The organism is Streptomyces sp. NPDC051173 (genome assembly GCF_040689515.1).
Taxonomy (GTDB): domain Bacteria; phylum Actinomycetota; class Actinomycetes; order Streptomycetales; family Streptomycetaceae; genus Streptomyces.
This window is the reverse complement of the sequence record NZ_JBFBBD010000119.1, coordinates 1-14,402: the sequence shown is the minus strand read 5'-3', so window position 1 is coordinate 14,402 and position 14,402 is coordinate 1. Positions and strand designations below refer to the sequence as shown.

Below are 14,402 nucleotides of genomic sequence, written 5' to 3'. Positions count from 1 at the left end.
CGCACCGGACAGACGCAGCATCCACGGCACGTTGTACGTCGAACTCGGCCCCTCCAACTGACCGAGGAACCACAACCGACGCTGAGCAAACGACAGTGCCACCCGCTCGCCGCGCTCGACCGGCCGCAGCACCGGCCGTGACCCGCCGGTCCCCACCCGCAGTCGCCGGGCCAGCTGGGCAACCGTGGGCGCCTGGAAGAAGTCCCGGATCCCCACCTCACTGCCCAGCACGGCACGCACCCGGCTCACCAACCGCGTCGCCAGCAACGAATGCCCACCCAAGGCGAAGAAGTTGTCATCGACACCGACCCGGTCCACACCGAGCACGTCGGCGAACAGACCGCACAGGATCTCCTCCTGCATGGCGCTATTCATGCCCACCCCTCAAGATCGATACTTCAAACGAAATTTCGAAACCAAAGTCGACGGGCCTGGTCACAGAAATTTCCTGGATTACGGTCGGCCGCGAGAGTCGGGTGCGATGCACCCCCGATCAGCGGGAAGTCATGCCTGCGGGGTGGCCGACCTCGCCATGGCGTCCCGGAGGCTTCGGGGGCGCATGTCGGTCCAGGTCGCGTCAATGAATTCGACGCAGCTCTCCTTCGGCGCCGCCCCGTGCTCGACGGTCCAGCCGGCTGGGATGTTCACCGACGACGGCCAGAGGGAGTACTGCTCCTCAGAGTTGACCAGGACGAGGTAAGTGGAATTGGCATCTTCGAAGGGGTTCGACATGACTCGACTCCTGGGTAGTGGTTTGCGGGAATAATTCTTCCGGAGGACAGAGACCGGCTACGGGTGGATGACCGTCATGCCATCAGCCTGCGGATCTCGGTGATGACTGCGACGAGCGCTTCCCGCTCGGGAACGGTGGTCTCGGGGTGCCACAGATCCACCAGCAGGCAGGTCCGCGTGCCGGTCCCCTTGTTCCAGGCCTCGTGCTCGAACGAGTAGTCGAAGAGTAGGCAGGCCCCTTCTTCCCATCCACGGGTTTCGCCGGCGACCGTGATCCCGCAACCCTCGGGGATGTCGACGGCGAGGTGCAGATTGATGCTGAAGTTCCAGAGGTCGCAGTGCGGGCTGACAGAGGCGCCTGGCAGCAGGGTCGAGAAGTGGCTCTCCAGCAGCGGGCAGAGTTTGCCGGTTTCCACGGCGTGTTCGTTGAGGACGTCAAAGGCGGTGGGCACCACCGCTCGCGAGGCGGGGACGGGCATGCCGTCCCGGAACAGGTAGAGCGCCTGCCAGTTCTCCTGGCGGGTCAGATAGTGCTCGTACGGGGAGAACTCAGTGTTCCTGCCAGCGACCCAGGCCGCTTCGAGCTCACGCTTGATCGCGACGTGGTTCGCCTCGAAGGCGCGGGCGACGGGTGCGATCTCAGGGTGGCCGTAGGGGTCGTGCCACGGTGTCTGGGAGATGCCAGGCATGATCCATTTGGCTCCTGCCTGGAGCGGATGCCCCTGCTTCCTGTTGGCGTAGAGCATCTCCTCAACCCGTTCGATCGAATGCCTTCCATGAACGGATCTGACCTCTTCGAAGATCTTCTCGATCTCGGGTGTCATGGTTTCGCCGGTTCCTTCCAGTACAGGTGGAGCCAGGGTGAGGATAGGGAGACGGGCGGGCCGATATACGGCAGGCCGGATCGGCTGCACCGGCCCGATGCCGACAGGGATTTCTCCTGCAAAAGATGCGAAGAATCGACGCGCAGGCTCGGCCCGTGATCAATGATTCGGAAACGGATTGACGAGACTGCGCGCCCTAGTGTCGCGTGATTCCGTCAGCATTACCTGATCTTGTGTGGCAGGGTCTCTTGGTATGGAGCTCTCCGTGGAACAGGCCGCCGAGTTGCGGGAGTTGGTGAACAGCAGGGATGTGCCTGCTGACATCGCTACGCGGGGCCGGATCGTCCTGTGGTCGGGCGAGGGGCGTCGACGTAAGGACATTGCCGAGCTGCTCGGGGTGTCGCTGCCGACCGTGGACCGCTGGAAGACCCGCTATGCCGAGCAGGGCCTGGCCGGGCTGGAAGGGGAGCGTCCCGGTGGTGCGAGGGAACAGGTACCGGCACGGGTGCGGGCCCGGGTGATCGCGCTGACGCGCATGACACCGCCGGACGGCACGGGGCTTTCGCACTGGTCCACACGGGAGCTGGCGAAATACTTGCAGCAAACCGAGGGCATCACCGTGTCCTGGCACTGCGTCGCGCGTGTCTGGCGGGAGGAGAGCCTGAAGCCGCACCGATCCGGCACCTTCAAGATCTCCAAAGACCCCGCGTTCGCGGAGAAGGTGGCCGATGTGATCGGCTTGTACCTGGCCCCGCCGGGCGGCGCGGTGGTCCTCTCGATCGATGAGAAGACGCAGATCCAGGCGCTGGACCGAACCCAGCCGGTGCTGCCGGTCGCCTTCGCGGCAAGCGAGAAGCGCACCGCCGACTACGTCCGGCACGGCACCACGAACCTGTTCGCCGCCCTGAACGTCACCACGGGGGAAGTACTCGGCGAGTGCAGGCCGACCCGCAACGGCAAGGACTTCCTGGCCTTCTTGAAGAAGGCGGTGAAACCGCACGCCGGGAAGGACGTCCATGTCGTCCTGGACAACCTGTCCACGCACAACACACCGGCGGTCAGGGAGTGGCTGGTCAAGAACCCGCACGTCCACTTCCATTTCACTCCCGTCGGCTCTTCGTGGCTGAACCAGATCGAGATCTGGTTCGGAATCCTGACCCGGCAGTCCATCCGTCGCGGCACGTTCTCCAGCGTCCATGTCCTGATCAAACAGATCCGCGACTACATCAACTCCTGGAACGAGAACGCGAAACCGTTCACCTGGACCGCAACCGCCGACGAGGTCCTCGCGAAGGTCCGACTTGTTGCGACCAACGTGAAGAAACTCGTCAATAACAACTCGAACTGACATGAACGGGATCACCAGACACTAGCCGCAGCGAAGGAAGAGCTGTGACGGATCCGGACTGTCGTTCGCGACGGATAGTTGCCCAGGATTGGTGCACGTCTTCACAATTTTCCCCCAACTCGATGCAAGCCCCCGTGTATCGACCAGATGATCTTAGGGTCGGCTGCTTCGCAAAATCGTGTGACGCTAATAACCTTGCCTCGCTTGGAGCGCAGGTGATAGAGAGTCAGCCTGCAGCGACCTCGCCAAATAGTGACCAAATCGGACAGGGGTTGACGAAGTGTGCCACAGTGAACGGTTCACGCGAAATCGAGGGTCAATCGCTTGCGGGAGTCGAACCCTGTTTGCATATAGCACCGATCCGAGAATTGTGGACATGTGACGACCGCCACACCGTTCGTATCGTGAGCGCATCCTAGGATGTCGGAGTCGATGCACGGGGGCTTGCATCGGACGGGGAGGGTGAATCATGCACGGCAGGTTTCTCGGGCGTTCGTCATGGCTGGCTGATTCGGCGCGCCGGTACCCGCTGCCGCGGGGTTGAGAGCGAGTCCGCGACCACCAACCTCAGGGCCGGCGCCCGTGAGCACCTATACAGAGCCGGACCCGATTCTTCTGCGGAGCCGTCAGCGACGGACCACTCTGACCTGCCGGGAAGGACGTCGACCTAAGGGCCGTCGCTTCCTTCCCACATGCCGCGATGGAGCACGTCAGAGCCGTAGCGACAAGGCACCTAACCAATCTGATGGTGCATCGGGTCGGCCACGCGCCACTCGGACGCACCCGGCCTTTCCGGTCGCCGACCGGGGAGCCCGCGCGAGCGCGACCATCCGGCCACCCGGTTCGGCTCCGCTCCCAGCACGGTCACATCAGTCATTCCAGTGCGAACAACAAAGGATGTGTAGTGGTGACTTCGATGAGCGCCGGCAGCGTCGGCAGTCTGACCTGGACGGTAGAGACCGGGAAGCCCGCAACTCTCAACGTTCCGGCGTTCGCGGACATCGCCGACGCCTGCGAATGGCTCGGCTTGAACGGCCCGCAGGTAACGGCGGCGCTGCACGAGTACGGCGCCGTCTACCTCCGCGGGCTCCCGGTCGACAGTGTGGAGACCTTCGGACTGGTCCGGGACATCCTCATTCCGCAGCGCACGCCCTACCGGGAGAAGGCCACCCCGCGCAGCAGCTTCGGGAACGACATCTACTCGTCGACGGACCTTCCGCCGTCGCAACCGATCCGTATGCATAACGAGAACAGCTACACCCTGACGTTCCCGGGGCTGCTCATGTTCGCCTGCCTGGTCGCACCGGAGGAGGGCGGGGCCACGCCGGTGGCGGACTGCCGGCGGATCCTGCGGAGCCTTCCCTCGGAGCTGGTCGAGCGCATGCGGACGACCGGATGGTTGCTGACCCGGAACTACTCCGAGCACATCTCCCTGGACTGGCGGACGGTGTTCGCCGCGGACAGCAAGGAGCAGGTCCAGGAGTACTGCGCGGAGAACCTGATCTCGTGCGCCTGGGATGACATGGATCACCTTCGCACCACCCAGATCCGGCCCGGAATCATCACGCATCCCGCGACGGGGCAGGAGGTGTGGTTCAACCACCTTGCCTTCTGGAACTCTTGGGCCCTGGACCCGGAGATCCGGGAGGCGCTGGTCGACGAGTTCGGCCCCGACGGGCTGCCGTTCGAGACCGGCTTCGGCGATGGCAAGCGCCTCACCCGGGACGAGCTGGAGGCCATTAGCACCGCCTACACGGAGGCGACCGTGCGGGAGACCTGGCAGCCGGGCGACGTCATGCTCGTCGACAACGTCCTGACCGCTCATGGACGGGACTCCTTCCGGGGGGATCGCAGGATCGTCGTGGCCATGGGGGACCCGGTCGACCTCCTGGCGTGTCGGCCGACCGTCGCCCCGGCCGCGAGCGGGCTGTAGCAGCGAGCTTCGAAACCGGCGCGCGTCCCGCCTGTCGGCCGAGCACGGCGCGGGGAGCCTCCGGGCTGGATGAGTCACTTCGGTAGGTTGGAAAGGCAACGCATGTTGAATCAAGTCGACCACGGGGCCCGGGCTCCTGAAGACGTGGCGGACAGCTATGTACCCGACGTCATGACACGCTTTCACCAGGCGGTACTGGCGGCCCCGGACCGATTCGCGGTGAAGGAGGCCGGCGGAAGCGTCACCTTCGCCGAGGTCGACGGGCGTTCGGCCCGCCTCGCCGGTGCTCTGATGTCCAGGGGCGTACGCGAGGGTGATCGGGTCGGCGTGTGTCTGCCCCGCGGCGCGGATCTCGTGGTGGCGCTGCTGGCCGTGTGGCGGGCCGGCGCGGCCTATGTGCCCCTCGACCCCGCGTATCCGCAGGACCGGCTGGAATACATGGCTCGTGACTCGGGCATCAAGATCGTCCTGGAGCAGGGTACCGCGCACTCGTGGCCGGCCGGAGTCCAGGGCCTCATGGCGGCGCGCGCGGGTGAGGAGACCGAGGAAGGCCAGTACGCGGAGCCGGCGGTCTCCCCCGAATCGGCGGCCTATGTGATCTACACGTCCGGGTCGACCGGTGTTCCCAAGGGAGTCGAGGCCACCCGTGGTGGGGTGGCCTCGCTGCTGACCGCACTGGAGTCCGCCGGGATGTACGCGTCGCGGCCCCGGGTGGTGGGTTGGAACGCCAGCATGTCCTTCGACGCGTCGGTCCAGCAGTGGGTTCGCGTCTGCCGGGGGGACACCCTGGTCATCATCGACGAGCAGCAGCGCACGGATCCCGTTCAGCTGCGGGCGCTCATCGACGAACACCACCTCCAGGAGCTGGATCTGACGCCGTCGCACTGGGAGATCCTCCGCGACTGCCTGTTGACAACGGGGGACGGCGCGCCCGGGCTGCGTCTGTTCATGGGGGGCGAGCCGGTCCCGGTCCGCACGTGGCAGGAGCTCGCGGCCGCCAGCGCCGGCGGCAGGCTCAAGGCTCTCAACCTGTACGGCCCGACGGAGTGCACGGTGGACGCGACCGCCGCGTGGATCGAGGGAGCGGGGCCGCACATCGGCCCTCCGCTGCCCGGAGTCCGGGCGTACGTACTCGACGACGCGCTCGAGGTGGTGCCCGACGGCACTCCGGGCGAGTTGTACGTCGCCGGCCCCGGGGTGACGCGCGGCTATGTGAACCGTCCCGGGCTCACCGCGCAGCGATTCGTCGCGGATCCCTTCGCGGGGAACGGTGACCGGATGTACCGGACCGGCGACCGGGTAAGCCGGCATCCGGACGGTGCGCTGGAGTTCCTCGGTCGCGTCGATCGGCAGGTCAAGATTCGTGGGTTCCGGGTAGAACTGGGCGAGATCGAGGCCGTGGTGCGGTCCGTCCCGGGCGTCGCCCAGGCGGTCGTCGTCCTGCACAGCAGTCTCGCCGTCGGCGAGCAGTTGGTGGCCTACTACGTGCTCGGCGAATCCGGTCCGGCCGGCGAGGAATTGCGGCAGTACGTCGGTGACAGGCTGCCGGCGTACATGGTTCCCGCCGCCTTCGTCTCACTCGAGGCGTTTCCGCTGACAGTCAACGGCAAGGTCGACGTGGCTGCGCTGCCCGCGCCGGAGGCGGTGGGGGGCGGCGGGGAAGGTGGCGGAGGATCCGCGCCGGAGGGCGAGTTCGAGACGCTGATCGCCCAGGTCTGGGTCGAGGTGCTCGGGCGGGACCACGTCAGTGCGGAGGACGACTTCTTCGCGCTCGGGGGTCACTCACTGATCGCGCTGCGGGTCGTGGCCCGCATCAAGAAGCAGTTGGGGCTGGTCATGCCCACCAAGGAGGTGTACCGGCACCCCCGGTTGCGAGACTTGGCCGAGCACGTCGAGTCCCTCCACGCGAGCGCCGCGGCGGGCAGCTGACCGGCCGCGGCGAAGCGTTGGAATCCGGCTATCTCAAGAGGTGTTTCATGGCTCCGATTCAAGACACGACAGTCATCCGCCTGCGGCGCTCGGAGGATGCCGAGCGTACGTTCATCTGCCTGGGCTTCTGCGGTGGAGGGGCGGGCGCCTATCACCCGTGGGTCGACACTCTCCCCGAGGGCACCGACCTCACGGCCATCTGCTACCCCGGCCGGGAAGGAAGGTTCCTGGAGGACTTCGCCACTGACTGGACGGCCCTGGCGGAGGACGCGGTCGACGCAGTGATCTCGGCCGTCGATCGTCCTTACATCCTGTTCGGTCACAGCATGGGTGGCTGGATGGCCTTTGACGTCGCCGCCCGCATCGAGGCGGCCGGGCAGCCGGCACCGGACGCGCTGGTTGTCTCCTCGTGCAACGCTCCGAGCCGAGGTCTGACACCGCGGGACATGTTCCCGTCCCAGCGGGACACGGACGCAGAGCTGCTGGACTGGATGGAGACGCACGGCCTGATGGCGCCGCACGTCCTCGGCGATCCCGATCTTCAGGAGATGGCCCTGGAGATCATGCGCGCCGACATCCGCGTGCGGGACACGTTCCACTGCATCGACGGCTCCAAGGTGACCGTTCCCGTGCAGATGCTCTCCGGTCTCGACGACGACGTCATCGAGAGCGACGCCGGGGCGCAGTGGAGCAAACTGGCCCTGGGTGACTACCGTCACGACACGCTGCCGGGCGGGCACTTCTACACGCCCAAAATCTGGAAGACCCTGCCGCAGTACATCGCTGCGATCGGCGCTTCCGTTCGGGCGTGAGGCCGAGCGGGAACGCTGGGGTCCCGGGCGATGTTTGCCCGGGACCCCAGCGGTGTATGCGGGCGCATCGGCCGATGCGCCCGCCTTGAGCTTCAGCCGTCGTTTCCGGCTGTACCGCTTCGGAGGCCGGGGAGGAGGACCGTCGAGATCAACGACAGCGCCATGGCCGCCGCACAGAGGGTCATCGCCGCGACACCGGTCACCCGCTCGATCAGGAGGCCGACAGCGAGCGGCGCCGTGGACGCGGCGAGTGTGGCGAACAGGACGACGACACTGATGACTCGCCCTCGGATGTGGTCCGGTGTGGTGGCGGCGAGCCGACTGAACAGCGCCGCATTGATGGCGGGCGCGAGGAATAGGCCGATGGCCAGCGGAAGCACCATGAGAACCTGGCCGGTCAGCAGCGCACTGGCGACTAGGAGCACGAACAGGATTGAGACGGCCGTCAGCAGCAGGTTGTAGAAGGAGGCCTGCCGCTGGATCCATGCCGCGGCGAACGCGCCCAGGAGCCCGCCGACCGCAATGGCACCTTGCGCCACGCCGAGAACGGAGGGCGCGTAACCGTTGTCGCTCAGCACCAGCGTGACGGAGAATTGCGCCGCGACGAGAGCGAAATTGACCGGCGTTGCCACGAGTATCACGGAGCGGAGAAACGGGCTTCGGGCGACGTAGTGGATACCCTCTCGAATAGCGCTCACCAGCGAGCTGTCCTCCCTGTTCCCGGAGGCTTGCTGCAGGGGCTTCCGAATAGCGGCGATCGAGATGAGCGATATGACGTAGCTGAGGGCGTCGAACAGGAATGGCATCGCGCGGCCGAGGCCGTAGACGAAACCCCCGAGAGAGGGTCCGGCCAGGGAGGCCATGTAGGAACGGGCCTCGTTCTTCGCGAAGGCCTCGGAGATCCTCTCGGCCGGGACCAGCTGACTGATGGCCGCCGTCTCGGCGGGTCCGAACAGCACGTCCATGAAGGCCGCAGCACCGGAGATCGCGAAGACCAGCGGTAGTGATGCCCGGTCAGTCAGGATGGCTGCCGCCAGGATCGCGAAGAGCGCGGCACGGCCGGCATCGCATCCCAGCATGAGACGCTTCCGGTCCCAGCGGTCCGTGAGCGCGCCTGCGGGGAGCTGGAACACTGCGCGAATCACGGCCTGGACCGTCCCGACCGCGCCCGCCTGAACCGCTGAGCCGTCGATCGACAGCACCAGTAGTGGAAACGCCAATATCGAGACAGCGGATCCCAGCTGCGACGCAGCCTGACTGCCCCACAGCAGCGAGAAGTCCCGATTCTTACGCAGCGGCGGCGAATCCTCGCCAGTTCGCTCGATACCTATCTTTACAGCCATCCCGATTCCCCCCCGTTTTCGTTACTTGTTCTACGCTTCGTCCGGCTCAGACGGCTGTCCGACTACCGACTGCGGCGGGACGAACACATGGGATAGCATCACCACTTCGACCGGCGCCGTTCCGGTCGGCCGCATCGCAGGGTCTTCAAGCCGGTCACGGAATCGGTGGACGAGATCGTCGATCTCTCGTCGGAGTGCGGCAGCCTCGTCCGGTGTCACCCACCACACTGTGTGGGATTCGCTGCCGGCATCCTGCCACCGGGGCGGATAGTCGGAGCGTCGACGGTTGAAATTGCGATGCCGTTCGAGTTGGCGCTGCAGGGCGATTTCACCCAGGGCTTCTCCAGCGACGTCTTCCTCTGTGTCGCCGGCGGCCCCGCCGGTAGTCCAGCCCAGATGCGTCACCCGCCACGGGCGAGATCGGCCCGGGCCTCTGCCGGCCTCCTCCACGAAGCCGAACTTGGCCAGTTGGCGCAGATGGAAGGAACAGGTGGTCGGGCTTTCTTCGATCAACTTCCCGGCCTGTGTCGCAGTGAGCGCGCCATGCACAGTGAGAACTTCGATCAGCGCCAGCCGCACGGGATGGGACAGGGCCCTCATGGAGGAAGGGTCAGTCAGATGGCGTGGTGACGCCGAGTGATCATTGGCTGGCACTCGACAAGTATGGTTTCTTCGAGAGAATCACGTCAAGAGATTTCTCTCGAAAGAACAGCTGTGACGGCACTGTCACGTTGACTGGCCCAGTGAGATGATCTTCTGGTTGATCACGCGAGGAGGGGTTGTCCGTGGGCAGCGCGCCGCCGTCATACAAGGGGCACCGGTACCCGGTCGAGGTCATCTCCCACTCTGTGTGGCTGTACCACCGCTTCCCGCTGTCGTACCGCGAGGTCGAGGAGCTGATGCTCGAGCGCGGCGTGATCGTCTCCTACGAGACGGTCCGGCGGTGGTGCGCCAAGTTCGGGCAGGCCTACGCCGACGGACTGCGCCGCCGCCGGCCTGGCCCGGGGACAAATGGCACCTGGACGAGGTCTTCATCAAGATCAACGGCGAGCTGAAGTACCTGTGACGAGCCGTCGACCAGGACGGCAACGTGCTCGACATCCTCGTGCAGAACCGTCGGGACACCGCCGCGGCCAGGCGTTTCTTCCGCAGGCTGATGAAGAAGACGCGTTCGGTACCGCGGGTGGTCGTCACCGACAAGCTGCGCTCCTACGGCGCCGCCCACCGCGAAGTCATGCCTTCTGTCGAGCACCGCTCGCACAAAGGACTGAACAACCGGGCGGAGAACAGCCACCAACCGACGAGGCAACGTGAACGGGGACCTGTCCCCGAGTGGTGGACACCTCTGAGCCCGGCCCCGGCAGGGGCCGGGTAGGAGGCATCTTTTATGGTGATGAAGGTCTACTCGCCCGAGTTCAAGGCGGACGCCGTCGCGCTGTACCTGTCGGACCCGGGCCACACCTTCGAGGGCATCGGCAAGGATCTGGGGATCAGCCGCGAGACGCTGCGTAACTGGGTGCGGGCCGAACGGGCCCGCCACGGCGGGGGCAGCACGACGAGCACGGAGAAGAGCACGGTGGATTCCCCGCCGACGGCCGAGGAGCTTCAGGCCGAGAACGAGGCCCTGCGCCGCGAGCTGGCGGCAGCCCGCAAGGAAATGGAGAAACTCGCCACCGAGCGTGACATTCTCCGCAAGGCGACGAAGTTTTTCGCACAAGAGATGACCTGGTGACCAACCGCTTCCAGTTCGTCGAGGACCATCACCGCGCCTGGGGCGTGAAGCGGTTGTGTGCCGTGCTGGAGGTCGCCCGCTCCAGCTTCTACAAGTGGCGGGCCGGCCGCGCGGCCCGCGCCGCCCGTGAACAGGCCGACGCCGCTCTCGCCGAGCGGATCAGGGCCGTGCACGCCGAGTGGGACGGCACCTACGGCCGGCCCCGGATCACCGCCGATCTGCGCGAGGACGGCGAGCGCGTGAACCACAAGCGCGTCGGACGGGTGATGCGTAAGTACGGCATCGCCGGGCTGCGGCTGCGCAAGCGTCAGGTCACCACTCTGCCCGAACCGTCCGCCACGCCGATGCCGGACCTGGTGGGGCGCGACTTCACCGCGAGCGCCCCGAACACGAAGTACGTCGGCGACATCACCTACCTGCCGGTGGGCGACGGCGACTTTCTGTATCTGGCGACCGTGATCGACTGCTTCTCGCGCCGTCTGGTGGGCTGGTCGATCGCCGACCACATGCGCACCTCGCTGGTCACCGACGCACTCCGTGCAGCCGCCCGGACACGGGGCAGCCTGGCCGGCGCCGTCTTCCACAGCGATCACGGAGCCCAGTACAGCTCCCGCGAATTCGCCCGAGCATGTGCGGAGTTGGAGGTTAAGCAGTCCATGGGTGCGGTCGGCACCAGCGCGGACAACGCCCTCGCCGAGTCGTTCAACGCGACCCTCAAACGCGAGACGCTCCGTGGTGCCCGCCGCTTCGACGGGGTCCGCGCCTGCCGCCTGGCGGTGTTCCGCTGGACCACCCGCTACAACACCCGCCGCAGGCACTCGGCGAACGGACAGCAGGCACCGATCGCCTACGAACAGCAGTCAGCTACCCTGACGCTTGCCGCATAACGACACGAACAGGTGTCCACCCTTCGGGGTCAAGGCCCGGCAGCCGACATCCGGATCCGCTGCCAGCGCGAACGCCTCGACACCGAACAGACCGCCGCCGAGATCCGCCGCGCCCTGCCCGAGGTGCAGCAGCTGGAGGCCTGGAGGCTCGCCCTGGGCTGGTCCCGTTCCGTGACCATCACCCAGGTCAAGGCCCAGTACGTCGCCGACGGCCTGTTACCCCGCAGCCTGTCCGACCCGATGCTGTGCCGGTGGGAACACGACCCCGGCGAACGCCCCGACCGCGAGTACACCGTCATGCTCTGCCGTGCCTACGGAGCCACCCCCGGCCAGCTGGGCCTGGACTTCGCCGAACAAGTCTTTCCGGAACGCGAGTTGTCCAGCGTGATCCGGTACGGTCGGCCCGAGACCGACACGTGCAGCGCTGGCGCACGGGAAATGGTGGTGCACATGACCACAGCCGCCGGCCTTCCGGCCGTCCGTGAATCCCTCCAGCTCGCCCTTCTCGCCGATCCTCACGGCAGCGCTGAGGTCGCCGAGCTGGCGGAGGCGGCCGTCGAGCACTACGCCCTCACCTACCCCAAGCACCCCGCCTACCTGCTGTTCGAGGAAGTACGGGCCGCCCGGGGCCTGCTCACCGACTGCCTTGTCACCGGCCATGTCCACGAGCAGGTCGCTGACGGAGTGCACCGCAACGTCGGCTGGCTATCCGCCCTCATGGGCAACCTGGCCTTCCACCTCGACGACCACACCGGCGCCCGCGCCCACCTCGCCACCGCCACCGCCTACGGCACCCGCACCGACGACGCACGGCTGACCGCCTGGGCCCTGGGCGCGCAGAGCATGGTCGCCCGCTACGAGAACCGCTACGAGACGGCCCTCTCCTACGCGGAGCGCGCCGTTGCCCAGGCCCCCGCCGGTCTGCCGAAGGCCCAGGCGCACGCCTGGGCGCAGCTGACCTCCCTGGCGGGCCTCGGACGGGAGTAGGAGGCTGGCACGGCGCTCGCCGCGGCCGCGCGTGAACTCGAAGCCGACGCCGTGGGGTTCGCTCCGGGCCGGTTCGGGTTCGACGTCGCCGAGTACACCCTGCACCAGGCGGAGTCAGCCATCGCCCTCGGCCACCACAACCGCGCGCACTGCTGCCGAAACGTCCATCGGGTCAACCGCCGTGGCCACCCCCGGCTGGGCCGCGGCCACCCTGGTGCTCGCCCAGGCGGAGGCGCCCACCCAGCCCACGGATGCTGCGCAGCGGGCCCTGGACGTCTTGGCCCGGGTCCCCGCCGCCCGGCTCCGCTCGACATCCCGCGCCCGCCTCGCCCGCCTCGACCAGGTCCTGACCGGGGTTTCTGCCACGGGAGTCGGTGACCTGCACGAACGTGTCCGCGTACTCGTCCCCCTGATCGACAACCACGGCAACGCCAGCACCTGACACCAGCCGCGCCCTGCTCTTCCGCATACGGCGTTGCGGACTGATCAGGGCCCAGAACGGCCAAGGCCCGGATTCCCCCGCTGCGGGGGAATCCGGGCCTCTCATGTGGAGCGACGTGCGACCGGCTGTCAGCGGCGGATGACCGGCTTCGGCAGCAGGGTGCTCAGCAGCTGCGCGGTCTCGGCCTCCATGTCCACTCCCCCGCCGAGGCCTTCGTTGATGCGAGCCAGCCGGGCGGCGGCTTCGCGGAGGGCATCCACGTCTCCGGCGGCCTGGTGGGCCAGGAAGACCTGCCGGTGCAGGAGTTCGTTCTCCTCGGCGGCTAGGAGGCCCTGGTGCGCGGCCCAGAGCGCGCCGGCGTAGTCGGCGGCTTCCCGGCGGCGGGTGGACAACTCGTAGGCGACGTCGGCGATGGCCGAGACCATCTCCTGGATGGCCGGCTCGGCCCAGGCGGGGCCGGAACGGAATCGACGGGCGGGCCGAAGAGGTCAGCGAGGGTCGGACCGGTGGTGCCGTGCTCTGCTTGGCCGTCGGAGACCACGCTCGTGGGGGCTGCGGGCTGTACGGCCCCCTGGCCCGTCTCGTCGGTGGGAGTGTCGGCCTCGGCCTGGTGCGCGGTCTCCAGCTCCTCCCGCTCGATGTCGGCGTACTCGTCCGGCATCCCGTCCTCGTCGGCACCGGCCTCCGGCTGCGTGGCTTCGCCGTCGCCGATCTCCTCAGCGTCGTCCGACGGGTCGTCCTCGCTCCCGTCCTCCCGGTCTTGCTCAGCCTGGTCCTCTTCCGCCTGCTCTTCGGCGTCGAGGAGGCCATCAAGCCACTCGTCGCGAGCGGGTACGTCGGTGTCGGCGGCGGACAGCGTGAGCAGCTCGATCGCGTCGGCGAAGTGCTGGTCGGTCAGGCCCTGGAGCTTGATGGGCAGGCCGGAGTCGGGCAGGACGATGGTCTCGTCCGGTCCCGCGCAGTGCAGGGTCCAGCCCTCCTCCGGGGCCCGGTCGGCGGTCTCGCTGGCCGTGACGACCGCGCCGGCGACCCGCGGCTGGGCCGTGATCAGGTCGAGCAGTGCCTCGGTCTGGGCCCCTTCGGGGAGCTCGGCGGCGAGGAGGATGTGAGGCGTCCAGGAGCCGCCGGCGTCTTCGTTGAGGCGGGCTGCTCGGAGGGTGGGTGCGCCGAGTGCGGCCAGGGCTCGGCGTTGGTCGGCGGTGTGGCTGGTCAGTTCGGCGACCGCGTCGGCGAGGGCCTCGGTGCGGGCGACGCGCTCGGGGGCTGCGTCGTCGAGGCCTGGGGCGGTGTCGGCGAGCGCGGTGATCTCCAGGCGGACGCGGTGCTGCCGGACGGCACCTAAGTGGTCTGCGTCGTAAATCCTTCGGGGGTTGATCATGCGGCTGGGGCGGCGGAGGATTCTTCTGGGTGATCGGCGGTGTGCCGGTCGAGTC

At 67.3% G+C, this 14,402-nt stretch carries 14 protein-coding genes and 1 pseudogene; 9 read left to right on the top strand and 6 right to left on the bottom strand.

Going from position 1 to position 14,402, the window contains the following annotated elements:
* The 3 genes from AB0435_RS32915 to AB0435_RS32905 all read right to left on the bottom strand — a co-directional run.
* Positions 1-363, bottom strand: a 363-nt coding sequence (locus AB0435_RS32915; RefSeq protein WP_366428623.1) for a phosphopantetheine-binding protein, incomplete at its 3' end; no start/stop codon positions are given.
* A 141-nt stretch (positions 364-504) separates the two neighbouring features.
* Positions 505-732 carry an MbtH family protein gene (locus AB0435_RS32910; RefSeq protein ID WP_366428622.1) on the bottom strand — a complete coding sequence of 76 codons (228 nt, stop codon included), beginning with the start codon at positions 730-732 and terminating at the stop codon, positions 505-507.
* A 74-nt stretch (positions 733-806) separates the two neighbouring features.
* Positions 807-1,556: an aspartyl/asparaginyl beta-hydroxylase domain-containing protein gene (locus AB0435_RS32905; RefSeq protein ID WP_366428621.1), complete on the bottom strand. Its 750-nt coding sequence runs from the start codon at positions 1,554-1,556 to the stop codon at positions 807-809.
* A 265-nt stretch (positions 1,557-1,821) separates the two neighbouring features.
* On the opposite strand from AB0435_RS32905, the gene AB0435_RS32900 reads away from it, so the two are divergent.
* The 4 genes from AB0435_RS32900 (at position 1,822) to AB0435_RS32885 (ending at position 7,578) form a co-directional block, all read left to right on the top strand.
* Positions 1,822-2,904, top strand: coding sequence for an IS630 family transposase (locus tag AB0435_RS32900; RefSeq protein ID WP_366428620.1), 1,083 nt, complete (start codon positions 1,822-1,824; stop codon positions 2,902-2,904).
* Positions 2,905-3,820: 916 nt separating this feature from the next.
* Entirely contained in the window at positions 3,821-4,837 is a 1,017-nt protein-coding gene (locus tag AB0435_RS32895) for a TauD/TfdA family dioxygenase (protein WP_366428624.1), read from the top strand.
* 171 nt (positions 4,838-5,008) lie between these two features.
* Positions 5,009-6,766, top strand: a complete 1,758-nt coding sequence (locus AB0435_RS32890) for a non-ribosomal peptide synthetase (RefSeq protein ID WP_366428619.1) — start codon at positions 5,009-5,011, stop codon at positions 6,764-6,766.
* A gap of 47 nt (positions 6,767-6,813) precedes the next feature.
* Entirely contained in the window at positions 6,814-7,578 is a 765-nt protein-coding gene (locus AB0435_RS32885; RefSeq protein WP_366428618.1) for an alpha/beta fold hydrolase, read from the top strand.
* Positions 7,579-7,670: 92 nt separating this feature from the next.
* On the opposite strand, the gene AB0435_RS32880 is transcribed toward AB0435_RS32885, so the two are convergent.
* Both AB0435_RS32880 and AB0435_RS32875 read right to left on the bottom strand, forming a co-directional pair.
* A complete protein-coding gene (locus AB0435_RS32880) occupies positions 7,671-8,921 on the bottom strand; it encodes an MFS transporter (RefSeq protein ID WP_366428617.1) in 1,251 nt (416 codons plus the stop codon).
* Between the two features lie 30 nt (positions 8,922-8,951).
* Positions 8,952-9,521 (bottom strand): helix-turn-helix domain-containing protein, encoded by a 570-nt coding sequence (locus AB0435_RS32875; RefSeq protein ID WP_366428616.1) that lies wholly within the window; start codon positions 9,519-9,521, stop codon positions 8,952-8,954.
* A gap of 185 nt (positions 9,522-9,706) precedes the next feature.
* On the opposite strand from AB0435_RS32875, the pseudogene AB0435_RS32870 reads away from it, so the two are divergent.
* The 4 genes and pseudogenes from AB0435_RS32870 to AB0435_RS32855 all read left to right on the top strand — a co-directional run.
* Positions 9,707-10,239 (top strand): annotated as a pseudogene (locus tag AB0435_RS32870) (IS6 family transposase); the annotation flags it as partial.
* A gap of 69 nt (positions 10,240-10,308) precedes the next feature.
* A protein-coding gene (locus tag AB0435_RS32865) for an IS3 family transposase (protein ID WP_366428615.1) occupies positions 10,309-11,540 on the top strand; the annotation gives its coding sequence in 2 pieces (ribosomal slippage) (positions 10,309-10,627 and positions 10,627-11,540; 1,233 coding nt in all).
* Between the two features lie 12 nt (positions 11,541-11,552).
* Positions 11,553-12,527 (top strand): tetratricopeptide repeat protein, encoded by a 975-nt coding sequence (locus AB0435_RS32860; RefSeq protein WP_366428614.1) that lies wholly within the window; start codon positions 11,553-11,555, stop codon positions 12,525-12,527.
* 181 nt (positions 12,528-12,708) lie between these two features.
* On the top strand, positions 12,709-12,969 hold the full coding sequence (locus AB0435_RS32855) for a hypothetical protein (protein WP_366428613.1): 261 nt from the start codon (positions 12,709-12,711) through the stop codon (positions 12,967-12,969).
* Positions 12,970-13,097: 128 nt separating this feature from the next.
* Here the strand turns inward: AB0435_RS32855 and AB0435_RS32850 are convergent, their stop codons facing one another.
* Positions 13,098-13,394, bottom strand: coding sequence for a hypothetical protein (locus AB0435_RS32850; RefSeq protein ID WP_366428612.1), 297 nt, complete (start codon positions 13,392-13,394; stop codon positions 13,098-13,100).
* Positions 13,395-13,492: 98 nt separating this feature from the next.
* Between AB0435_RS32850 and AB0435_RS32845 the strand changes: the two genes are divergently transcribed.
* Positions 13,493-14,311, top strand: a complete 819-nt coding sequence (locus AB0435_RS32845; RefSeq protein ID WP_366428611.1) for a hypothetical protein — start codon at positions 13,493-13,495, stop codon at positions 14,309-14,311.
* Positions 14,312-14,402 lie beyond the last annotated feature (91 nt).

What these genes read in the sequence shown, in the direction of transcription:
- AB0435_RS32910 (WP_366428622.1), bottom strand. Translation starts at nt 732, where the DNA reads ATGTCGAACCCCTTCGAAGATGCCAATTCCACTTACCTCGTCCTGGTC.
- AB0435_RS32905 (WP_366428621.1), bottom strand. Translation starts at nt 1,556, where the DNA reads ATGACACCCGAGATCGAGAAGATCTTCGAAGAGGTCAGATCCGTTCAT.
- AB0435_RS32895 (WP_366428624.1), top strand. Translation starts at nt 3,821, where the DNA reads ATGAGCGCCGGCAGCGTCGGCAGTCTGACCTGGACGGTAGAGACCGGG.
- AB0435_RS32890 (WP_366428619.1), top strand. Translation starts at nt 5,009, where the DNA reads ATGACACGCTTTCACCAGGCGGTACTGGCGGCCCCGGACCGATTCGCG.
- AB0435_RS32885 (WP_366428618.1), top strand. Translation starts at nt 6,814, where the DNA reads ATGGCTCCGATTCAAGACACGACAGTCATCCGCCTGCGGCGCTCGGAG.
- AB0435_RS32880 (WP_366428617.1), bottom strand. Translation starts at nt 8,921, where the DNA reads ATGGCTGTAAAGATAGGTATCGAGCGAACTGGCGAGGATTCGCCGCCG.
- AB0435_RS32875 (WP_366428616.1), bottom strand. Translation starts at nt 9,521, where the DNA reads ATGAGGGCCCTGTCCCATCCCGTGCGGCTGGCGCTGATCGAAGTTCTC.
- AB0435_RS32850 (WP_366428612.1), bottom strand. Translation starts at nt 13,394, where the DNA reads ATGGTCTCGGCCATCGCCGACGTCGCCTACGAGTTGTCCACCCGCCGC.